Below are 21,449 nucleotides of genomic sequence, written 5' to 3'. Positions count from 1 at the left end.
CCCATGCACCTGCTCCTGGTCGAAGACGATGCCATGCTGGGCGAGGCGGTGTGCGACGGCGCGCGCCAGGGCGGCTGGACCATCGACCATGTCTGCGACGCGCCCGCGGCCCGGCTCGCGCTGATCGACCATGCCTATGCCGCCGTGCTGCTCGACATCGGGCTGCCCGGCGAGTCGGGGCTTTCGGTGCTGCGCGCGATGCGCGGCCGCTACGACCCGACGCCCGTGCTGATGCTGACCGCGCGCGGCCAGCTCAGCGAGCGCATCCACGGGCTCGACGCGGGCGCCGACGACTACATCGTCAAGCCCTTCCAGTTCGACGAGCTCTGGGCGCGCGTGCGCTCGGTCATCCGCCGCAGCCAGGGCCGCGTGGTCCCGGTGTTCTCGCATGGCGACATCGAGGTCGACCGCAGCCGCCGCGTGGTGTCGAAGGCCGGGGTCGAGGTGACGCTGAGCGCGCACGAATACCGTACGCTGCTGGCACTGCTCGAGCGGCCCGGCCACGTGGTCACGCGCGACCATCTGCAGGACGCCGTCTACGGCAACGCGAGCGCGGTCGAGAGTAACACCATCGCCGTCTTCATCCACCAGCTGCGCCGCAAGCTCGGCGACGACCTGATCCGGACCGTGCACGGGCACGGCTACGTGGTGGGCCAGCCGCGTCCATGAGGCTGAACTCGCTGCAGGCGCGGATGATCATGGTGATCGCCGCGACCATCGCGCTGTGCTGGGCGGTGGCGCTCACGGTGCTGTTCGTCTACCTCACGCACAACAGGAACAGCATCTGGGACGACAAGCTCCAGACCGTCGCCACGCGCATCCTGCTGACCATTCCCGGCGAAGACAAGCTCAAGGGGCTGCGGCCGCGCGCCAACGGCCTTCAGCTGCGCGACGAGGCGCTGCCCGAGAGCGAGGCGTTCGCGTTCCAGATCTGGCTCGACGGCGACCGCCTGCTCGTGCGCTCGCCCGGCGCGCCCGAGACCCCGCTGCGGCCGGGCTTCGCCGGAGGCGCGGCCACCAGCGTGATCGCGGGCGCGCGATGGCGTGTCTACTCCGCCTCGGACAAGACTGGCCGCGTGCATGTGCAGGTGGGCAATCTGCACAGCGTGGTCGACGCCGAACTGCGCGGGGACGCGATGACCGCGCTGGTCATCAACACGCTCTTGCTGCTGCTGGTGGGCGCGCTGATGTGGTTTGTGGTGCGCCGTTCGCTGAAGCCGGTGCTGGCGCTGGGCGAGCAGATGCGCCAGCGGCGCAGCTTCGACCTCACGCCGCTCTCTCCGGCGCCGCTGCCGCGCGAACTGCATCCGCTGGTCGCGTCGTTCAACCATGCGCTGCGGCAGCTCGACGAGGCGGTCGAGGGCGAGCGCCGCTTCATCGGCGATGCGGCGCACGAGCTGCGAACGCCGCTCTCGGCGCTGCAGGCGCAGGCCCAGATCGCGCTGCGCGCACCCACCGCGGCCGAGAAGGACGTCGCACTCGCCAAGCTGCTCGCCGTGGCCGAGCGCAGCACGCGCCTGTCGGAGCAGTTGCTCGACCTGGCGCGCCTCAATGCGGGCGCCAACGCGCCACAGCATGCGCCGGCCGACCTGGGCGCACTCGTGATGCACGTGGCGAACGAGTTCGACGTGCATGCGCTCCAGCACGCGCGCACCATCCTGCTCGACGCGCGGCCGTGCACCATTCGCTGCGACATCGACGAGATCGGCATCCTGTTGCGCAACCTGGTCGACAACGCGCTGCGCTACACGCCCAAGGGCGGCCGCGTGCGCGTGAGCTGCGGCCACACGGCGGGCACCGGACCCGACGAGGCCCGGCGCGTCTACCTCGAGGTGGCCGACGACGGCCCGGGCGTGCCGGCCGCGGAGCGCGCCTCGATCTTCAAGCGCTTTCACCGCGTGGCCGGCACGCCGTCGCGCGGCAGCGGCATCGGGCTGTCGCTGGTGGCGGGCATCGCCGAGGTGCATCGCGCGACCATCGAGACCGGCGCCGGACTCGACGGCCGCGGCCTCGGCATTCGCGTGCTGTTTCCGGCGTTGGGCTCCGCCGAGGCTCCCGCGCTTCAGAATCTGTAGAGGTAGCCGACGCGCACGCCGGTCTGGCTCGACCGGCCGACCAGCGGGCTGTTCTTGATGCCGCTGCCGAGGCGGGTGCCGCTGAGGTCCAGGAACAGGGTCTGCTTCGGCGCCACGGCGTAGTCCACGCGCAGGCCCAATTCGACGTTCGCGGCGGCGTCGCCGTCGTAGCGGGCGCGGTCCGAGCGGGCTTCCGCTGCGCGCACGCCGTAGTAGTAGTCGACGTACTTGCGGTCGACCCAATGCACAGCGAGCCGTGGCGTGAAGCTGAAGGCCCCCGAGGTGAAGCGGCGGTCGGCCTGCAGCTTGAACCGGGTGCCCTTGCTGTGCCCGGAAGCGTCGGCCAGCAGCTCGGCCGACAGGTTGGCAAACTCGTTGCGCCAGATCGCGGCGGCCCCAAGCCAGATGCTGGCCTTGCGTTCCTCCATGCCGGCCAGGTAGGGGGAGTCTTCGGCCTCGTAGCCGTCGGAAGCGTAGCGCGCACGCAGCCGGAACGACACCGGACCCGCGGAAGGGAGCTTCAGGTCGAGGCTCGGGCCCGCAACGCTGACCCACCGGTTCTCGTAGGTGACCATCGGAATGGCGATCGTCTTGTCGTCGAATTCGCGGTAGGGCTTGCGGTCCATGCCCGCCGCGATACCGAGACCCCACTGGGAGCCCCCGGCCTGGAACTTCTCTTCGTCGGACTGCGCCCAGGCGAGTGGCATGCAGGTGGCGGAGACGGCGCCCACGGCAATGGCCGCGAAGGCCGAGCGGCCATGGAAACGGGGGCCTCGGGCGGCAAGGCGGGTTGGCTTCTTCATCAGGATCCTCAGGGTGGAAAGTCGAAGGTTCGAAGCGGCATCACCGCCTCGCCGCCGGATGCTGACCCTGAGGCTTTAATAACTCTTTAGGCTTTTTAAGATTCGATGAATGGCCCGGCGCTCAGCCCAGGAAGCGCAGCAGCAGCCGGTTGAATTCATCGGCGCGCTCGTACTGCGCCCAATGCCCTGCCCCGTCGATCACCACGCCTTCGCGCTGCGGATGGCCGGCCGTGAGCTGCGCCACCAGCGGCCGCGGATCGGCGGTGACGTCGTACTCGCCCCAGAGCAGCAGCTGCGGCCCGCCGAGCGTGTCGAGCGCGGCCTGCAGGCCGCCCGCCTGCGACACGTCCTTGCTGCGAAAACGCGTGCCGTGGCAGGAGATGTCGTGGATCTCGAACGCCACCGGGTCGATCGCGGCCTTGTCGTGCAGCATCAGCGCGGCCAGGTTGTGCAGCAGCGCGGCGCGTTCCTGCGCGCGGTCGGGGGCGGCGCGCCAGTTGATCATCTCCACCGCCATGCGCCGCATCGTGCCGTGGCCCCCGCTGCCCACGAGCGCGAGGCGCCGGATGGCACCGCGCCGCACCGCGAAGCGCGCCGCGGTGAGCCCGCCGAAGGAGAAGCCGCCCAGGTCGATGGGCGTGCCCGCGCCGATCAGCTGGTCGAGCGATCCGCCCAGCGCATCGAGCAACGGGCCGAGCGGGTCCTCGCCGGGCGCTGCGCGCGGCGGCGCGTCGGAATCGTTGAAGCCGGGCATGTCGGGCAGCCACAGCGTGCGCCCGGCCGAAAGCGCCTCGACGTTGCGCAACCAGTGCATCCAGCTGCCGTGGCCGCCGTGCAGCAGCACCAGCGGCGCGTGGGTGTTGTCATCGCCGAAGCGGCGCCAGCAGACGCGAACGCCGCCGTGCACCACGTCATGGCGCGTACCGCTCGCGGCGATGCGTTCGATCTGCAGGCGGGCTTCGGTATTGAAATCTGAATCAGGAATGGAAGGCATCGCCCGATTCTGCCAACGCGCAGCCTTTTCAGCTGGCGCCGGCGCCGAAGCGGTAGCTCGACACCACGAGGCCGCCCATGAAGGCCTCTTCGTGATAGACGCGTTCGCCGGGCTCCTGCTCGGCCGCGCCGACCGCCACCATCAGCGGGATCAGGTGCTCCTCGCGCGGATGCGCCATGCGCGCCGACGGTGCGGCGGCCCAGTCCTGCAGCCGCTGTACGCGCTCCTGCGGCGGCGACTGCACTGCCGTGTGGTCGAGCCAGTCGCCGAAGGCCTTGGAAACGCCGTGTGCCTGCGGGCCGAAGTTGCGCAGGTTGTGATAGCTCAGGCCGCTGCCCACGATGAGCACGTTCTCGTCGCGCAGGGGCGCGAGCGCGCGGCCGAGTGCCAGGTGCTCCGCCGGATCGAGCCCGCGACGCAGCGACAACTGCACTACCGGCACGCCGGCATCGGGGTACATCGCCTTCATGGGCGAGAACATGCCGTGGTCGAAGCCGCGCTCGGGGTCGATGGCCGCCGGCAGCCCAGCCGCCTCGAGCAGCGACTGCACGCGCCGCGCAAGCTCGGGCGAACCCGGTGCGTCGTAGCGCACTTCATAAGTGTGGGCGGGAAAGCCGCCGTAGTCGTAGATCATCGGCGGACGCGGGTTGCCCTGCACCGTGAAGACCGGTGCCTCCCAATGGGCCGACACCATCAGGATGGCGTCCGGCGTGCGGCCGATCTGGCGCGGCATGTCGGCCAGCGCCGCGGCCAGCTGGTCATAGACACCGCCCATCTCCTTCTTCATCCAGGGCCAGGGGCCTCCGCCATGCGAGATGAAGTACGTGGGCAGGCGCGAGGTGGTGTTGTCGTGGGTCAAGCCGATGCTCCTTGAAGGCGTTGCACCGACTGTAGACATTTCCCACGGGGAAATCGACAGGCTACGATGCATCGATTCATTTCCTCAGAGGAAACCATCCATGGACCGTCTGACCAGCCTGCGCGTGTTTCGGGAGGTCGTCGAATCGGGCAGCTTCGTGGCCGCGGCCGAGCGGCTGTCGATGTCGCCGCCGATGGCCAGCAAGCATGTGGCGCAGCTCGAGAAATCCCTGGGCGCGCGGCTCCTGCACCGCTCGAGCCGCCACCTGAGCCTGACCGAGGCCGGCACCGCCTGGTACGAGCAGAGCCGGCGCGCACTCGACCTGCTCGATGCCGCCGAGGCCGCCATCGGCCAGACGAGCGAGGCGCCGCGCGGCCAGCTCAAGGTGAGCGCGCCGGTGTGGTGTGCCACGCCGCGCTTCGCGCGCGTGCTGGCCGACTACCGCGAGCGCTTTCCGGAAGTGCTGGTCGACATCCACCTGGAGAACCGCAAGGTCGATCTCGCGGCCGATGGCTACGACCTCGCGTTGCGCGCCACCCAGGAGCCCTCCCCGGCGCTGATCGCGCGGCCGCTGTGCCGCGTGCCCTTCCACCTGGCAGGCACGCCCGCCTACCTGCGCCGCATGGGCGGCAACCCCACGCTGCCGGCCGACGTGGACCGGCTCGGCGCCATCGTGCCGAGCTACGTGAACCTCGACAACCTCTCGCTCAAGGGGCCGGGCGGGCGGATGTTTGCGCTGCGGCTCACGCCGGCGCTGCGCTCGGACGACACCACGCTCACCTTGCATGCGGTGCGCGCGGACATGGGCATTGCCTTCCTGCCCGAATGGCTGGTCGACGACGACCTGGCCGCGGGCCGGCTGGTGCGGCTTTTGCCCGACCACGCCTCGCCGCCGGTCACGTTGTTTGCCGTGTACACCAGCCGCCAGTACATGGCGCCCAAGCTGCGCAGCTTCATCGACTTTCTCGGCGAGCGGCTGGGCGGCCAGCCGCCCGCGGCGGCAAAACGCACCCTTTCGGGGCAAGGACATGCCACCCCGGGCTAAAGTCGCGGCTTCCCCTGGAGACCGCACGCCTTGTTCCGTTTCTTCGAAAAACTGCTCCACCCCTATCCCGCGGCCGAACCGTCGCCTCCGCCGACGGGATTCTTCGCGTTCCTGTGGGCCTGCACCCAGGGCCTGCGCCTCAAGATGGCCGTCATGGCGGCGCTCACCGCGGCCATCTCGGGCTTCGAGGCGCTGCTGTTCGCGATCCTCGGGCGCATCGTCGACTGGCTCGGCGGCCAGGTGCCGTCGCGGCTGTGGGCCGAGCGCGGCGACACGCTGGCGTGGCTGGCCGCGCTGCTGGTGATCAGCATCGGCGTGGTCGCGCTGCAGACCATCGTCAAGCACCAGACGCTGGCGGTGAACCTGCCGATGCGCCTGCGCTGGAACTTCCACCGGGTGATGCTGGGCCAGAGCATGGCCTTCTACCAGGACGAATTCGCGGGCCGCATCACGGCCAAGGTGATGCAGACCGCACTGGCGGTGCGCGACACCCTGTTCGTGCTGGCCGACGTGGTGGTGGCGATGGGCGTGTACGTGGTGACCATCATCGTGCTCGTGACCGTGCTCGACGTGCAGCTGGTGCTGCCCTTCATCGTCTGGCTGGTGCTCTATGCGGGTGCGCTGATGTACTTCGTGCCGCGGCTGGGCAAGGTGGGCAAGGCGCAGGCCGACGCGCGCGCGCTCATGACCGGGCGCGTGACCGACGCCTACACCAACATCGCCACCGTCAAGCTGTTCTCGCACACGCAGCGCGAGGCCGGCTTCGCGCGCGAGGCGATGCGCGAGTTCATGCACACGGGCTACGGCCAGATGCGGCTGGTGAGCGCCTTCGAGATCGTCAACCACACGCTCAGCATGGGCCTGACCGCCGGCATGGCCGGCACCGCGCTGTGGCTCTGGTCGAACGGCACGGTGGGCGTAGGCGCGGTGGCCGCAGCCACCGCGATGGCGCTGCGCCTGCAGGGCATGTCGCACTGGATCATGTGGGAGATGACCAGCCTGTTCGAGAACATCGGCACCGTGCAGGACGGCATGAAGACGCTGTCGCGCCCGCGCACCGTGCTCGACGCGCCCGAGGCCGGCGTGCTCGAGGTGCCGCGCGGCGAGGTGCGCTTCGAGCATGCGAGCTTCCGCTATGCGGATGCGGGCCGCCGCGTCATCGACGACCTGAACCTGGTGGTGCGGCCCGGCGAAAAGATCGGCCTGGTCGGCCGCTCGGGCGCGGGCAAGTCGACGCTGGTCAACCTGCTGCTGCGCTTCCATGACCTGGAGAGCGGCCGCATCCTGATCGACGGGCGCGACATCGCGCACGTGACGCAGGATTCGCTGCGCAGCCACATCGGCATGGTCACGCAGGACACCTCGCTCATGCACCGCTCGGTGGCCGACAACATCGCCTACGGCCGGCCCGATGCCACGCCGGCCCAGATCGAAGCGGCCGCCCGGCGCGCCGAAGCGCACGACTTCATCCAGACGCTGGGCGACGCCAGCGGCCGGCAGGGCTATGAGGCGCACGTGGGCGAGCGCGGCGTGAAGCTCTCGGGCGGCCAGCGCCAGCGCGTGGCCATTGCGCGCGTGATGCTCAAGGACGCGCCGATCCTGCTGCTCGACGAGGCCACCAGCGCGCTCGACTCCGAGGTGGAGGCCGCCATCCAGCAGAGCCTCTACCGGCTGATGGAAGGCAAGACCGTGATCGCGATCGCGCACCGGCTGTCGACCATCGCGGCAATGGACCGGCTCATCGTGCTCGACGAAGGCCGCGTGGTGGAGGAAGGCGACCACCGCACGCTGATGGCGCAGGGCGGACTCTATGCACGGCTGTGGGCGCACCAGAGCGGCGGCTTCCTGGGCGACGATCTCGACGAGGAAGAAGAAGCCCTGCGGGCCTGAGTGCCTGAGCCCATGCCGGCGATTTGTCAGCAAGAGTTACGGCCGTGCGGGGCGGGCGCCCGGACGGTCTTCGCGAGTCCTACAGCACAGGCCGCCACCCGCCGACAGCAACCGGACACCCCGGGCGCGATGCTGGAGCTGTCGTCAACAACGAGGAGTCCTCGCGTGAATTCCATCATTTACATCGTCGGTCTGGTCGTCGTGGTCGTAGCCGTGCTTTCGTTCTTCGGCCTGCGCTGAAACCGGGCACGCGTTTTCGACTCGCCTGCTGAACAACAACGGGGCCGTTCGCGCGGCCCCGTTTCTCATGGGTCACCCAAAGCGCGCCGGGCATAATTCGCGCGCCCCGGCACTTGCGGGGCACCACTTGCTGCGAAGGGACCCTGTTGACCAACACCGCGTTGCGCGAACCTGCCTTTCCGGACGCGGTCGTCACCGAAGCGATCCGATGGACCGAGGAGAAAGGTCCGCTCGACGACGCAGAGGTCCTGCGCGCGGCCCTCGCCCGCGCTTGCGGCGCGCCGGCACGCATCACCGTACGCGCGCTCCTGCTCGGTGAACGCATCGGCCTGCAATCCGAGCTGGCACGCGCCAGCCAATGGGCGCCATGGGTGCTGCTCGGGCTGGTGGCGCTCATCGTCATGGCCGGCCTGGGCCTCGCGGGCAACGTGGTCGGCGGCGGCGAACGGCACATCAACGTGATCGTCGCGCTCGCGAGCCTGCTCGGCCTGCATGCGCTCACGCTGCTGCTCTGGCTGGCCGGCCTGTGGCTGCCGCTCGGCGCGTTCAACACGAGCTCGCTGGGATGGATCTGGCTGTCGCTCACCGCGCGCGTGGCCGGCGGCAAGCGCGGCCAGGTGCCGGTGCTGGTACGGGCCGCCACCGGGCTGCTCGCGCGCGCCAGGCTGCTGCCCTGGGCGCTGGGGCTGGTGAGCCACGGCATCTGGTCGCTCTCGTTCGCCGTGGTGCTGGCCGCGCTGCTGTTCGCGCTGGCGTTCCGCAGCTACACGCTGAGCTGGGAGACGACGATCCTCGACCCGGCCTTCTTCGTGCACGCCGTGCAGGTGCTGGGCTGGGCGCCGTCGCAGATCGGCTTTCCGGTTCCCGACGCCGCGACCGTGCTCTCCCCTTCGCCCGGCGCCGCGGGCCAGCGCACGTGGGCGCTGTGGCTGACCGGCTGCATCGTGGTGTACGGGCTGCTGCCGCGCCTGGCGCTGGTGCTGCTGAGCGCGGCGGTGTGGCAGCGGCGCCGCGCCGCGCTGCGGCCCGACTGGAGCGATCCTTACTACCGCAGGCTCGCGGCGCGCTTCGCTGCGCTCGCGCCGCCCGCCATCGTCGATGCCGATCCGGGGCGTGCGCCGGGCTCGGCGCCCGCGGGCCTTGCGCCTTCGGATCTGCGCGATAGCCTGTTCGTCATCGGCTTCGAGCTGCCTGCGGATACGCCGTGGCCGCCCGAGGGCCTGCCCGCCATCACCCCGGCCCAGGTGCAGCGCATCGACGGCAGCGCCCCCGCGCGCCGCGCGCTGCTCGACCAGTTGGCGCAGGCCCGTCCGCGTGCCGTGCTGCTGGCGTGCCACGCCGCATCGAGCCCCGACCGGGGCACCGAACGCTTCCTGCGCGAAGTGCTGGCCCATTGCGGCGAATGCCGGCTCTGGCTGGCACCGGCCGCCAGGGACATGCCCGGCGCGAACGCATCGCAGCGCTGGATCGACTGGCTGCAGGGCACCGGCTTGCCGCGCGTCGCGGCCACGCCCCGGCTCGAAGACGCATTGCAAGGCCTCGGCACCACCCCATGACGCAGCAGCAGCAAGCCATCCGCATCGCCGTGGTCGGCCACACCAACGCGGGCAAGACCTCGCTGCTGCGCACGCTGACGCGGCGCGCCAATTTCGGCGAAGTGTCGCAGCGCCCCGGCACCACGCGCCATGTGGAGTCCATCGATCTCGAGGTGAACGGCCAGGCCGCCGTGCGCTTCTTCGACACGCCGGGCCTCGAGGACGCAGTGGCGCTGCGCGAGCACCTGGCCGGCTTCGATGCGCAGGCCACGCCGCCCGAGCGCATCCGCCAGTTCCTGCAAGGCCCCGAAGCGCATGGCGTGTTCGAGCAGGAAGCCAAGGTGCTGCGCACCATGCAGGGCATCGATGCGGCCTTCCTCGTGATCGATGTACGCGAGCCGGTGCTGCCCAAGTTCCGCGACGAGATCGAGCTGCTCAACTCCTGCGCCCGGCCCGTGCTGCCGGTGCTCAACTTCGTGCGCGATGCGGCCAGCCGCGAGCCCGACTGGAAGGAACTGCTCTCGGCCTACGGACTGCACGTGCAGGTGCGCTTCGACGCCGCCGCGCCCTTCGTTGGAGCCGAGCGCGAGCTCTACGGCGACCTGTCGACCTTGCTGCGTGACCGCCGCGAGCAGCTGCGCGCGGTGGTGGATTCGCTCGCCGCCGAAGCCGCGGAGCGCCGCGGCGCGGCCTGCGCGCGCATCGCGGAACTGCTGGTCGATGCCGCCGCGCTGCGCCGCACGGTGCCGGCCGAGGAGTTCGCCGACACGGCGCGCCGCAAAGCCTTCGTCGCGGCCTTGCGGAAGGACGTGTTCGACAAGGCGCAGCGTTGCACCGACGACCTGCTCGCGCTCTACGGCTTCCGCCAGGACGATGCGGGCGAGGCGCCGCTGCCGCTCATCGAAGGCCGCTGGACGCTGGACTTCTTCAGCCCCGAAGCCCTGAAGGACGCGGGCCTGCGGCTCGGCAAGGGCGCGGCCATCGGCGCGGCCGTGGGCGTGGTGGCGGACCTGGCCGTAGCCGGCATTTCGCTCGGCACGGGCGCGGCGCTGGGCGGCGCCATCGGCGGCGCGGTGTCGCAGGGCTGGGGCCCGTTCGGCCGCAAGCTGGCGAACCGGCTGCGCAACGTGCACGAGCTCACGGTCGAGGACGGCGTGCTGTTTGCGCTGGTGGCCTGGCAGCTGAAGCTCACGCGCGCACTGGAGCAGCGCGGGCATGCGGCCACGGGGCGCATCGCGGCCGAAACGAGCGCGACGCAGGACGCGCCGACGCGCGCCACGGCCGCCGCCGTGCGCGCGGCGCGGCCTGCACGCAGCCATCCCGAATGGGTATCGGCGGGCCTGGCCTCGCGCGGCTTCTGGCGCCCGGCACCGCAGCGCGATGCGCTCGCGGCCGATCTCGCGCGCACGCTGCTGCAAGCGTTCGAGCCCTGAGCGCCGGCTCCTGCCTTCGCTTGCAGGCGGAGGCGCCGGATTCCTACGTGCTGACGCTGCCGTGCGCCCCACGCTTTGTTCGAAGACATCGACGGCACGCGGGGTGCCGTTCGTTTTTTTGTCTTCCCCGAAAAGGAGCATCCATGGCCGTCGAATGCAAACTGCTCGCCACCCCCTTGATCGGGCGCGTGTGGCAAGGCCGCACCCCCATTGCGCGCGCCGACGAATACCTGCGCTACAGCTTCGAGCATGGCATCCAGGAGATCGCCAAGAAACCGGAATGCCTGGGCGTGCAGTACTTTCGCAAGCTGAACGGCGAGACCGCCGAATTCAGGACCGTCTCCTACTGGCAATCGATCGAGCACATGCACGCGATGCACGCGCAACGCGGCGATCCGCTGCGCGTGGCGCCGCTCGCACGCGATTCCGAGTTCCTGCTCGAGCTGCCGGAATTCGTGGACATCGTCGAGGTGCACGTCAACTCGTTCGGCACCGGCAGGTAGCCTCCGGTCCTAGCTTTCGAGCAGATCCTCCAGCCGCAGCGGCAACCGGCGCAGGCGCTTGCCGGTGGCATGGAACACCGCATTCACGATGGCGGGCGCCACGCCGACCATGGCCACTTCGCCCAGGCCTTTCACGCCCATGGCATTGAGCCGCGTGTCGGGCTTGCCGACGAAGTCGACATCGATGCGGCCGATGTCCGCCGCCACGGGCAGCACGTATTCCGCAAGGTCCGCGTTGAGGAAGCCGCCGTAGCGCGTGTCCACCTCGCTCGCCTCGCGCAGGGCGGCGCCAATGCCCCACACCACGCCCCCTTCGACCTGGCTGCGTGCGGTGCGCAGGCTGGCCACCGTGCCGCAGTCGGCCACGCTGAGCACGCGCGGCACGCGGATGCGCCGCGTGGTGGGTTCGATGCGCACCTCGACGAAGTGCGCAATGAAGCTGAAGGCGACGAAATCCGGGTACACCGGCCCCGCCGCGGCGGGCAGGCCGCCGGTGAGCCGTCCGAAGACCTGCTCCGGCTGGCCCGGCGCGCGCATCCGGCTCTCGGCCTCGGCAAAGGGACGGCCCGAGGCACGCAGCAGCGCCACGGCCGTGCCGCCGTTCGCATCGCCTGGCGCACCCGCGTTCTGGCGCAGGTCGTCCATGAGCCGCTGCGCGGCTTCCTGCACCGGCGGCAAGGCGGTGGCCGTGCCCCAGGAACCGGCGGTCAGGTGTTGCGGCGCGGCGGCGGTGTCGCCGACCAGGATCTCCACCGCGGCCACCGGCGCGCCGAGCACGCGCGCCACCGTCAATGCGATGGCGGTGCGAATGCCCTGCCCCATCTCGTGGCCGCCGACCGCCACCCGCACCGCGCCGCTCGCATCGAGTCGCACCTTGGCCACGGCCGGAGCAATCGCCGCCTTGTAGGCGCCGGCCGCCACGCCCCATCCGATGAGGCTGCCGTCGGGCGCGCGCATCGAGCGCGGCGCCATCGTGCGGCGCGCCCAGCCGAAGGCGCTGCTCCCCTTGGCGAGGCACTCGGCCAGGTGGCGCGACGAAAAGGGCTTGCCGCTGATCGGATCGACGGCCGCGTCGTTCGCCAGCCGGAACGCGACCGGGTCGCGGCCGAGCGCGTAGGCCATCTCGTCCACCGCGCTTTCGATTGCGAAGGCGGCCGGATGCTCGAACGGCGCGCGCATGTAGCCGGGCGTCTGCACGTCGGTGCGCACGAGCCGTTCGCGGCCGAGGAAATTGCCGATGCCGTAGAGCCGCGCAGTGATCTCGGTGCCGCTCGACGGAAACAGGTCGTGGCGCGAGGTCTGCTGGTCGATCTCGTGGATGGCGGCGACCAGCTTGCCGCCGTGGTCGGCGCCCAGGCGCACCCGGTGGCGGCTCGCCGGCCTGAAGCTCGCGTTGTGGAACAGCTGGCTGCGCGACAGCACGAGCTTGACCGGCCGGCCCAGCGCGCGCGCCGCAATCGCCACCAGCGCGGTGTGCGACTGCAGCGAGTTCTTCTGGCCGAAGCCGCCGCCCACCGTGGGCGACAGCACGCGCACCCTGGCCGGCTCGATGCCGAGCTGCTTCGCCAGGCCGTGGCGCACGCTTTCGGCATTCTGGGTCGGCTCGTGGATGGTGAGCACGCCGTCGGCGCTCCACTCGGCCACGGTCGCGATGATTTCCATCGGGTTCTGGTGCTGGATCGGCAACTCGTAGGCCGCGTCCACCGTGAAGGCCGCGCCCTGGAGCACGGCCTCGGCATCGCCCGCCCGCCGGTCGGCGAACATCGGCTGCGGCAGCAGGGCCGATTGCGCCTGCGGCTGGGCGTCGGGCGCATCGATGGTCGCCACGAAAGGGACGGCAGCATAGGTCACGGCCACCAGCGCCGCGGCCTCGCGCGCGGCCTCGGGCGTGTCGGCCACCACCATCGCCACGGTCTGGCCGCGGTAGGCGACCTGCGGCGAGCGCAGCGGATAGAAGCTCTGGAAGCCGAAGCCGCCGCCCATCAGGAAGCCGCCGGTGTCGAAGCTGCCGGCGTTCTCGTGCGTGAACACCGTGCGAACGCCGCGCACGCGCTGCGCCGCCGCGGTGTCGATGGCGGTGACGGCGCCGCGTGCGATGCGCGAGGGCACCAGCGCGGCATGCAGCAGCCCGGCGCGCGCATCGTCCGCCGCATAGCGCGTGGCGCCGCGCACCTTGTCGCGCGCGTCGACGCGCTCGGCGCCCGCGCGGGTCGTGCGCTTCGTCATCACCGTCTTGAGGCTCGTTGCCATCTTCAGCTCCTTTCCCTGGCCAGCATCAGCGCATCGGTCACCGTCTCGATGCCGAGCGCCACCTTGAACGCGTTGTGCTCGAGCGGCTTCGCGCCCTCGAAGGCAAGCTCGGCGGCGCGCCGCGCGGCCGCGCGCGTGAACGGCTGGCCGACCAGGCTGCGCTCGGCCTCGGCCGCGCGCCACGGATGCGTTGCCACGCCGCCGAGCGCAATGCGTGCGTCGGACACGCGGTTGCTCCTGAGCTCCAGGGCCACGGCCGCCGAGGCGAGCGCAAAGGCATAGGACTCGCGGTCGCGGATCTTGTGGTACGTGGAGCCCCGGCCGATCGCCCCGCGCGGCACGCGGATGCCCACGATCAGCTCGTCGGCCGCGAGCACCGTCTCCAGGTGCGGCGCGGCACCGGGCGCGCGGTGCAGTTCGCGCACCGGCACCGTGCGTTCGCCGCGCGGGCTGACGGTGTCGACGAGCGCATCGAAGGCCACCAATGCAACGGCCCAGTCGCCCGGATAGACGGCCACGCAGGCGTCGCTGCCGCCCAGCACCGCATGGCCGCGGTTCTGGCCGCCCACGGCCGAACAGCCGCTGCCGGGCACGCGCTTGTTGCAGGCGAATTCGGGCCCGCCGCGAAAGTAGGCGCAGCGCGTGCGCTGCAGCAGGTTGCCGCCCACGGTCGCCATGTTGCGCAGCTGCTGCGAAGCGGCCTTCCACAGCGACTCCGACAAGGCCGGGAATTCGCGCTGCACCACGGCGTTGTCCGCCACGTCGCTCATGGCCGCGAGCGCGCCGATGCGCAGTTCGCCGCGGCTGGCGGTGTCGACTTCGCGCAGGCCCTCGATGCGGGTGATGTCGATCACCGTGGCCGGCGCTTCCACGCCGAGCTTCATCAGGTCGAACAGCGTGGTGCCGCCCGCGAAGTAGCGCGCGCCGGGCTGGTTCTGCGCGAGCAGCTGCACGGCTTCGCCGGTGCTGCGCGGACGCAGGTAGGCGAAGTCATGCATGGCGGCTGCCCTCCATGCGGCGCATCCGTGGCGCGGCCTCGCGGATCGCTTCGAGAATGCCCGTGTACGCACCGCATCGGCAGATGTTGCCGCTCATGTATTCGCGGATCTGCGCGTCGCTGGTGGCATGGCCTTCGCGCACGCAGGCAATGGCGGCCATGATCTGGCCGGGCGTGCAATAGCCGCACTGCAGCGCGTCGTGGTCGAGGAAGGCCTGCTGCATCGGATGCAGCGTGCCGTCGGGCGACTCGATGCCCTCGATGGTGGTCACGGCGCAGCCGTCGGTCTTCACGGCCAGCGTGAGGCACGAGGCCACGCGGCGGCCGTCCACATGCACCGTGCAGGCACCGCACTGGCCGTGGTCGCAGCCCTTCTTGGCGCCGGTGAGGCCGAGCTGTTCGCGCAGCACGTCGAGCAGCGAGGCGCGCGGCTCCAGCTTCAGTTCGTGGAGCCTGCCGTTGATGGTGACGCGGGTCTCCTGGGAGCCCGTGCCGGAGTTGGGTGCCGCGCTGCCGGCTTCCGCGGCCGCACTCGCGCCGGCCGAAGCCGCGGCGCCCGCACCGGCCGCCGTGGTCATCATGAACATGCGCCGATTGACGGCAGGCAATGCGCCTGCCGCGTTCTGCAGGAGTGGTTGGCTCATGGGGCTTCTTCCTTTCTTGCTTCTTCAGAATTCACGGCCGAGGCGCGCATCGACCGACGCGGGGCCGCTGCCGCGCGCCGCGATGCACAGCGCGGCGAAGACCAGCATCAGCGGGTATTCGTAGCCGCGGTCGATCCAGGGAAAGGTGGGTGCGAGCAGGTAGCAGATGACCAGCATCTGCACCACCACCATCGGCGCGACGATGCGCGTCAGGAAACCCAATGCCAGCATCAGCCCGCCGACGCCTTCGAGCAGCGCGATGAACCAGCCGATCAGCGGGGCAGCGGGCAGGTGCAGCACGTTGGCGATCAGGTTCACCGAGCCGGCCATCGGATCGGCCATGCTGCCGTGGCTGCGGCCCAGCAGCTTGGGGATGCCGTGGGTCATGAGCATCAGGCCGAAGGCGATGCGCAGCAGCGCATAGCTCAGCGGCTCCAGCCGCTCATAGACGCTGCGCAGCCGCGGAAAGATCAGTTGCATGGGGATTGCTCCTGGGTCAAAGGGGATGCGGGAAGCGCCTTCGAAGATGGCGCGAGAGAAAGTCTCTCTGTTCTCCCTGGGCGAATAAATACGTAAATCTCGCCAATACAATTCAAGGAGACTCAACAATCGAGAAGAACCCATGGACCGCTTCGACGCCATGCAGCTGTTCACCCGCATCGTCGATCTGGGCAGCTTCACCCAGGCCGCGGCCGCGCTCGACATCCCGCGTGCCACGGCCACGCATGCCATCAAGGAGCTGGAGGCCAGGCTGCACGTGCGGCTGCTGGAGCGCACGACGCGCCAGGTGCGCACCACCGTCGACGGCCAGGCCTTCTACGAGCGCTGCCGCCATTTGCTGCGCGAACTCGAAGAGACCGAGTCCTCACTGGCGGAGCTGTCGGTCAACCCGCGCGGGCGCCTGCGCATCGACATCCACGGCGCGCCCGCCCAGGCCATCGTGCTGCCGCGCATCCAGGAATTTCATGAGCGCTATCCGCACATCCAACTGGCCATGGGCAGCGGCGACCGGCTGGTGGACCTGGTGCGCGAAGGCGTCGACTGCGTGGTGCGCGCGGGCGAGCCCAAGGATTCGTCGCTGGTCACGCGCCGCCTGGCGCTGCTGCCGCAAGTGACCTGCGCGAGCCCGGGCTACCTGGCCGCGTACGGCACGCCCACGCAGCCGTCCGACCTCGCCCGGCACCTCGCGGTCAATTTCTTCTCGGCCTCGCGGCCCGAGGTGTTTCCGTACGAGTTCATGGTGGACGGGAAGCTCGAGACCTGCATGCTGAAGGACTGGATCAGCGTCAACAACGCCGATGTCTACAAGAGCTGCGCCGAACAGGGCTGCGGCATCATCCAGGTGCCGCGCTTCAGCGTGGAGAGCCAGTTGCGCGAAGGCACGCTGGTCGAGATCCTGCCGCACACGCCCTGCCCGCCGATGGTCTATTCGGTGCTGTACCCGCACCACCGCCAGCTCTCGCCGCGGGTGCGGGTGTTCATCGACTGGATCGCGCAGCTCTATGCGGAGCGCTTCGGCAGCGCGGCCGCATAGGCGCCGGCGCAGTGGTCACCGCTCAGTCATGCGGCGCACCTAGCATCCGCAGGCCCTTGCCGCCATCCACCCAGACTGCACCCCACCCACGCGATGTACCCCGGCGAACGGCTCAACGGATACAGCCATCTGCTGGGCCTGCTGCTCGCACTCGCGGCCACCGCCCTGCTGCTCGCCAAGACCCTGCCCACCGGCGACGCCGCGCGGATTGCCGGCGCGCTGGTGTTCTCGCTCTCGGCGGTGGTGCTGTATGCGGCGTCCACACTGTTCCACAGCACCCGCGGGCCGCGCAAACGCTTCTGGGAGCGCGTGGACCACTGCGCCATCTATCTGCTGATCGCGGGCACCTACACGCCGTTCGCGCTGGTCACGCTGCACGGGGTCTGGGGCTGGCTGCTGATGGCCGCCGTATGGGGCGCGGCCCTCTTCGGCATCGCACGCGAGCTGCTGCAGGCAGGTAGCGCAGCCTCGAAACCGCCGCTGGCGCTCTACATCGCCATGGGCTGGCTCGGCGTGCTGGCCGCGGTGCCGCTGGCCGCGCGGCTCGACCGCGGCGGGCTCGCGTGGCTGCTGGCCGGCGGGGTGCTCTACACCGTGGGCACGGTGTTCTACCGCAACCGGCGGGGCTTCAGGCATGCGCACGGCACCTGGCACCTGTTCGTGCTTGCGGGTACGGCGAGCCACTACGTGTGCGTGGGGTGGTTCGTGCTTTGATGCGCAGCCGCGGGCGAGCAGGACCCCGCCGTAAGCACCTGTTACCACCTCTCGCGGAGTTTCGCGTCGTGAGATGTGCACAATGCGCCCCATGCCAAATATCGCCTCCATCCTGAAATCCGAGATTTCCCGTGTCGCCCGCAAGGAAGTTCGCGCGGAGATCGAAACGCTCAGAAAAGCTTCCACGCTGCACCGCGCCTCGATCGCCGCATTGCGCCGGCAGGTCGAAAAGCTGGAGAAGGAACTGCGCCGCGCCACCAGGACCGTGGCGCGCGCCACTCCCGCAGGCGATGCCGACGAAGCCGCCGAATCAGGCCCGCACCGGCGATTCAGCGCGAGCCGGCTGGCCGCGCACCGCGTCAAGCTCGGCCTCTCGGCCGCTGCCTACGGCAAGCTGGTGGGCGTGACCGGCCAGACCATCTACAAATGGGAGCAAGGCAAGGCCAGGCCGCGCAAGGCCCAGCTCGAAGGCCTGGCCGCCGTGCGGGGCCTCGGCCGGCGCGAAGTGGCCGAGCAGCTGAACGGATAAGCCGGCCGCGCTCTTCTTTCATGTCCAGCCTCATCGTGCACGGCGGCACGCCGCTTCGTGGCCGCATCACGCCTTCCGCCAACAAGAATGCCGTGCTGCCGGTACTGTGCGCCACGCTGCTCACGCGCGAGCCGCTGCGCCTGCATGGCGTGCCCGACATCACCGACGTGCGCAAGATCCTCGACATCTTCCGCAGCCTGGGCAGCGAGGCGCGCATGGACCACGCCACCGGCACGCTGGAGCTGCACCACCGCGACACGGCCTTCGATGCCGCGCGCGACCGGCTGCCCGAGGAAATGCGCTCTTCGATCATGCTGGTGCCGCCGCTGCTCGCGCGCTTCGGCATTGCGCGGCTCGAAGACAACGTCAAGGGCTGTACGCTGGGCGTGCGCGAGATCGATCCGCACGTCGATGTGTTCCGCCGCTTCGGCGCAGAGGTGGAGCGCGCCAGCGGCTCGCTGCTGGTGCGCTGCGCCGGGCCGCTCGTGCCCGCGCAGCATTGGCTCGACTACGCCTCCGTCACCACCACCGAGAACTTCGTGCTGTGCGCGGCGGCGGCCAACGGCAGCTCCACGCTCACCAATGCCGCCTGCGAGCCGCACGTGCAGGAGTTCTGCCGCTTCATGGCGATGCTCGGCGTGCGCATCGAGGGCATCGGCACCTCTCGGCTCACGGTGCACGGCGGCGGCGCGCTGGGCGGCGGGGAATTCCGCTTCGACGAGGACTTCCACGAGATCACCACCTTCCTCGCGCTGGGCGCCATCACGGGCGGCGACGTGGTCGTGCGCAACAGCGCGCCCGAGAACTTTCCGCTGATCGACCGCACCTTCGCGAAATTCGGCGTCACGGTCACGCACGCCGACGGCTGGTCGCGCGCCAGCAGCGACGGCCCGCTGAAGGTGCAGACGCCTTTCACCAGCAACGTGCTCACCAAGGTGGAGGCGGCGCCGTGGCCGTACTTTCCGGTCGACCTGCTCCCCATCTTCATTGCGCTGGGCGTGCGCGCCCAGGGCAATGCGATGTTCTGGAACAAGGTGTACGACGGCGCGCTGGGATGGACCGGCGAGCTGTCGAAGTTCGGCGCCCACGTCTTCTCCTCGGACCCGCACCGGCTCATCAGCTTCGGCGGCAGCCCGCTGACGCCCGCCGTGGTCGAGAGCCCCTACATCATCCGCGTGGCGATCGCGCTCTTCATGGTGGCGGCGAGCATCGAGGGCCGCTCCGAAATCCGCAATGCCACGCCGATCCGCCGGGCCCATCCGCGCTTCGCCGAGAACCTGCGCAGCCTGGGCGCGCAGGTGGAGTGGGCGAGCGAGGAGTGAATCATCGGGCGGGCGCGGGGCGGCTCAGCCCCGCAGCGCCTCCACCGCGATGCGCGCCGCCGATGCGATGACGTCGTTGCGGCCCGGCGCATCCTGCGCCGGGAACGTCAGGTACACCGCCATCACCAGCGGCGCGCCGGCCGGCGGCCACAGCACGGCGATGTCGTTCACCGTGCCATAGGAGCCGGCCCCGGTCTTGTCGCCCACCTTCCAGTCAGCCGGCACGCCCGCACGGATGCGCGTGGCGCCGGTGGTATTGCCCAGCAGCCAGGCCTCGAGCTGGCTGCGCTGCGCCGCCCCGAGCCCGTCGCCCAGCACCAGCCGCTGCAGGCTCGCGGCCATGGCCTCGGGCGAGGTGGTGTCGCGCGGATCGCCCGGAATGGCGCTGTTGAGCTCGGTCTCCCAGCGGTCGAGCCTGAAGACCGGGTCGCCGATGGAGCGCGCGAACGCAGTCACCGCGGACGGGCCGCCGAGCATCTTCATCAGCAGGTTGGCCGCGGCGTTGTCGCTGTACTGGATGGTGGCGGCGCACAGCGCGGAGACCGTCATGCCCTCGCCCAGGTGCTTCTCGGTGACGGGCGAGTTGGGAAGAATGTCGCTCCTCGCGTAGCTCACGCGCCGCTCCAGCAGGCCGGGCTCGCGGCTGCTGCGATCCAGGATGGCGGCGGACGCCATCATCTTGAAGGTGCTGCACATCGGGAAGCGCTCGGTGGCGCGGTGCTGCACGCGTGCGCCGGTGGCGGTGTCGAAGGCGACCACGCCGAGCCGCCCGCCCACGGAGCGTTCGAGGGCCGCGAGCTGCGCTTGGGCACCTGAAAGCGTGCCGGCCTGCGGTCCCTTGGCGGACCATGCGGTACAGGCGCCGGCCAGGGGCAAGGCCGAGGCGGCGAGCAGGAAGGTGCGGCGATTGGCGGAGGATTTCATGGGTCTTCTTTTTTGCGAGTGGATGGAACGGAGCGAATCGTAGGAGCGCCATCGCGCAGGCTCCAGCGCCAGGCGGCGCTGCCGCGTCTCGCCTGTATCGGGTGTAACCGCAAAAATCATTCAACTTATTGGTTGAATAATTTTCGAGGCACGGCTACATTCAACCTCATGGTTGAACTAGACGATGAACGGCTCGACGCCGTGTTCCAGGCCCTGGCCGACAGCACGCGCCGCACCATGCTGCAGCTGCTGGCCCAGGGCGAATGCAGCGTGGGCGAACTCGGCGCACCGTTTCGCATGTCGTTCGCGGGTGCATCCAAGCACGTCAAGGCGCTGGAGCGCGCCGGCCTGGTGTCCCGCACGGTGCAGGGCCGCGCGCACGTCTGCCGGCTGGAGCCGGCGGCGCTCGCGTCGGCCAACGCATGGCTGCGCTACTACGAAGGCTTCTGGAACAGCCATCTCGATGCGCTGGAAGACGAACTGCGGCGCGACGCATCCCGCGGCAAGTGAAGTTCCCCATTCTTTTTCAAGGAGCAAGCCATGGCCAAGAGCCAACTCGGAACCCTGATCGAACCCGGCACCCTGCGCATGGAGCGCACCCTGCCCGCCCCCGTCGAGCGCGTGTGGGCCTATTTCGTCGACCCCGGCAAGCGCGCCGCCTGGCTGGCCGGCGGCACCATGGCGGAGGAGCCCGGCAGCGTGTTCGAGCTGCGTTTCGACCACACCCGGCTCTCCGGCGAAGTGGCCCCCGAGCGCTTCAGCGCCTGCCGCAGCCCCATCGTCCAGAAATCGCGGGTCGTCGAATTCGAGCCACTCAAGCGCCTGACCATCAGCTGGGGCAGCGAAAGGGCCACCGCCTCCGAGGTCACTTTCGAGTTCACGCAAGAGGGCGATGCCACGCACCTCGTGCTCACGCACCGGCGCCTGCCCGACCGCAGGGAAACCCTCAGCGTCTCCAGCGGCTGGCACGCCCACCTCGACGTGCTCGACGACGTGCTGCACGGCCGCAAGCCGCGGGGGTTCTGGACCAACCACGCGGCGCTCGAGAAGGCCTACGACGAACGCCTTCCGGCCTGAGCGGACGAAAAAGCCGCGCCGCTCCATCCGGTGCGGCCGGCCCCTTTGCGGAGTCGGATGGCGACTACAGGCAAGCGCCCG

21 protein-coding genes are annotated in these 21,449 nt (G+C 70.2%); 13 read left to right on the top strand and 8 right to left on the bottom strand.

The window, feature by feature from the left end; all coding sequences use genetic code 11:
* Positions 1–3: 3 nt before the first annotated feature.
* Together FB547_RS18710 and FB547_RS18705 are read left to right on the top strand one after the other, a co-directional pair.
* Positions 4–669, top strand: coding sequence for a response regulator transcription factor (locus FB547_RS18710; protein ID WP_145744802.1), 666 nt, complete (start codon positions 4–6; stop codon positions 667–669).
* Positions 666–2,075: a sensor histidine kinase gene (locus FB547_RS18705; RefSeq protein ID WP_145744800.1), complete on the top strand. Its 1,410-nt coding sequence runs from the start codon at positions 666–668 to the stop codon at positions 2,073–2,075. The genes FB547_RS18710 and FB547_RS18705 overlap by 4 nt, the downstream gene beginning before the upstream one ends.
* On the opposite strand, the gene FB547_RS18700 is transcribed toward FB547_RS18705, so the two are convergent.
* From FB547_RS18700 to FB547_RS18690, 3 genes are all read right to left on the bottom strand, one after another.
* Entirely contained in the window at positions 2,063–2,878 is an 816-nt protein-coding gene (locus FB547_RS18700; RefSeq protein ID WP_145744798.1) for a MipA/OmpV family protein, read from the bottom strand. The two genes, FB547_RS18705 and FB547_RS18700, sit on opposite strands and share 13 nt — an antisense overlap.
* A 121-nt stretch (positions 2,879–2,999) precedes the next feature.
* The gene (locus FB547_RS18695; protein ID WP_145744797.1) at positions 3,000–3,872 is read right to left on the bottom strand and encodes an alpha/beta fold hydrolase; all 873 of its coding nucleotides are present in this window, start codon (positions 3,870–3,872) and stop codon (positions 3,000–3,002) included.
* A 28-nt stretch (positions 3,873–3,900) separates the two neighbouring features.
* Complete coding sequence (locus FB547_RS18690) at positions 3,901–4,731, bottom strand: DODA-type extradiol aromatic ring-opening family dioxygenase (RefSeq protein ID WP_145744795.1); 831 nt, start codon at positions 4,729–4,731, stop codon at positions 3,901–3,903.
* A 100-nt stretch (positions 4,732–4,831) separates the two neighbouring features.
* On the opposite strand from FB547_RS18690, the gene FB547_RS18685 reads away from it, so the two are divergent.
* From FB547_RS18685 to FB547_RS18665, 5 genes are all read left to right on the top strand, one after another.
* A complete protein-coding gene (locus FB547_RS18685) occupies positions 4,832–5,776 on the top strand; it encodes a LysR family transcriptional regulator (RefSeq protein WP_145744793.1) in 945 nt (314 codons plus the stop codon).
* Positions 5,777–5,806: 30 nt separating this feature from the next.
* Entirely contained in the window at positions 5,807–7,666 is a 1,860-nt protein-coding gene (locus tag FB547_RS18680) for an ABC transporter ATP-binding protein (RefSeq protein ID WP_145744791.1), read from the top strand.
* Between the two features lie 386 nt (positions 7,667–8,052).
* Positions 8,053–9,462 (top strand): DUF2868 domain-containing protein, encoded by a 1,410-nt coding sequence (locus tag FB547_RS18675; protein WP_145744789.1) that lies wholly within the window; start codon positions 8,053–8,055, stop codon positions 9,460–9,462.
* A complete protein-coding gene (locus tag FB547_RS18670) occupies positions 9,459–10,874 on the top strand; it encodes a GTPase/DUF3482 domain-containing protein (protein WP_145744788.1) in 1,416 nt (471 codons plus the stop codon). The genes FB547_RS18675 and FB547_RS18670 overlap by 4 nt, the downstream gene beginning before the upstream one ends.
* 143 nt (positions 10,875–11,017) lie before the next feature.
* Positions 11,018–11,377 carry a hypothetical protein gene (locus FB547_RS18665; protein ID WP_145744786.1) on the top strand — a complete coding sequence of 120 codons (360 nt, stop codon included), beginning with the start codon at positions 11,018–11,020 and terminating at the stop codon, positions 11,375–11,377.
* A 9-nt stretch (positions 11,378–11,386) separates the two neighbouring features.
* Here the strand turns inward: FB547_RS18665 and FB547_RS18660 are convergent, their stop codons facing one another.
* Genes FB547_RS18660 through FB547_RS18645 form a run of 4 tightly spaced genes read right to left on the bottom strand, consistent with a single transcriptional unit; the run spans position 11,387 to position 15,748 of the window.
* Positions 11,387–13,627 (bottom strand): xanthine dehydrogenase family protein molybdopterin-binding subunit, encoded by a 2,241-nt coding sequence (locus FB547_RS18660; RefSeq protein ID WP_261380334.1) that lies wholly within the window; start codon positions 13,625–13,627, stop codon positions 11,387–11,389.
* Between the two features lie 2 nt (positions 13,628–13,629).
* Complete coding sequence (locus FB547_RS18655; protein WP_145744785.1) at positions 13,630–14,625, bottom strand: FAD binding domain-containing protein; 996 nt, start codon at positions 14,623–14,625, stop codon at positions 13,630–13,632.
* Positions 14,618–15,268, bottom strand: a complete 651-nt coding sequence (locus tag FB547_RS18650) for a (2Fe-2S)-binding protein (protein ID WP_145744783.1) — start codon at positions 15,266–15,268, stop codon at positions 14,618–14,620. Before FB547_RS18650 ends, FB547_RS18655 begins: the two co-directional genes overlap by 8 nt.
* Positions 15,269–15,292: 24 nt before the next feature.
* Complete coding sequence (locus tag FB547_RS18645) at positions 15,293–15,748, bottom strand: DoxX family protein (protein ID WP_145744780.1); 456 nt, start codon at positions 15,746–15,748, stop codon at positions 15,293–15,295.
* Between the two features lie 142 nt (positions 15,749–15,890).
* On the opposite strand from FB547_RS18645, the gene FB547_RS18640 reads away from it, so the two are divergent.
* The 4 genes from FB547_RS18640 (at position 15,891) to FB547_RS18625 (ending at position 19,367) form a co-directional block, all read left to right on the top strand.
* Positions 15,891–16,802 (top strand): LysR family transcriptional regulator, encoded by a 912-nt coding sequence (locus tag FB547_RS18640; protein WP_145744778.1) that lies wholly within the window; start codon positions 15,891–15,893, stop codon positions 16,800–16,802.
* Positions 16,803–16,895: 93 nt separating this feature from the next.
* On the top strand, positions 16,896–17,516 hold the full coding sequence (gene trhA, locus FB547_RS18635; protein ID WP_145744776.1) for a PAQR family membrane homeostasis protein TrhA: 621 nt from the start codon (positions 16,896–16,898) through the stop codon (positions 17,514–17,516).
* 91 nt (positions 17,517–17,607) lie between these two features.
* The gene (locus tag FB547_RS18630) at positions 17,608–18,045 is read left to right on the top strand and encodes a helix-turn-helix domain-containing protein (RefSeq protein WP_186454203.1); all 438 of its coding nucleotides are present in this window, start codon (positions 17,608–17,610) and stop codon (positions 18,043–18,045) included.
* Between the two features lie 20 nt (positions 18,046–18,065).
* Positions 18,066–19,367, top strand: a complete 1,302-nt coding sequence (locus FB547_RS18625) for a UDP-N-acetylglucosamine 1-carboxyvinyltransferase (protein WP_145744772.1) — start codon at positions 18,066–18,068, stop codon at positions 19,365–19,367.
* Positions 19,368–19,391: 24 nt separating this feature from the next.
* Here the strand turns inward: FB547_RS18625 and bla are convergent, their stop codons facing one another.
* Positions 19,392–20,291: a class A beta-lactamase gene (bla, locus tag FB547_RS18620; protein ID WP_145744770.1), complete on the bottom strand. Its 900-nt coding sequence runs from the start codon at positions 20,289–20,291 to the stop codon at positions 19,392–19,394.
* 168 nt (positions 20,292–20,459) lie between these two features.
* On the opposite strand from bla, the gene FB547_RS18615 reads away from it, so the two are divergent.
* Both FB547_RS18615 and FB547_RS18610 read left to right on the top strand, forming a co-directional pair.
* Positions 20,460–20,801, top strand: a complete 342-nt coding sequence (locus FB547_RS18615; RefSeq protein WP_145744768.1) for an ArsR/SmtB family transcription factor — start codon at positions 20,460–20,462, stop codon at positions 20,799–20,801.
* A gap of 30 nt (positions 20,802–20,831) precedes the next feature.
* Positions 20,832–21,368, top strand: coding sequence for an SRPBCC family protein (locus tag FB547_RS18610; RefSeq protein WP_145744766.1), 537 nt, complete (start codon positions 20,832–20,834; stop codon positions 21,366–21,368).
* Positions 21,369–21,449 lie beyond the last annotated feature (81 nt).

It is taken from the genome of Variovorax beijingensis (assembly GCF_007828835.1).
Classification (GTDB): Bacteria; Pseudomonadota; Gammaproteobacteria; order Burkholderiales; family Burkholderiaceae_C; genus Variovorax; species Variovorax beijingensis_A.
Note: the sequence above shows the minus strand (reverse complement) of the source record. Positions and strands in the feature narration are given on the sequence as shown.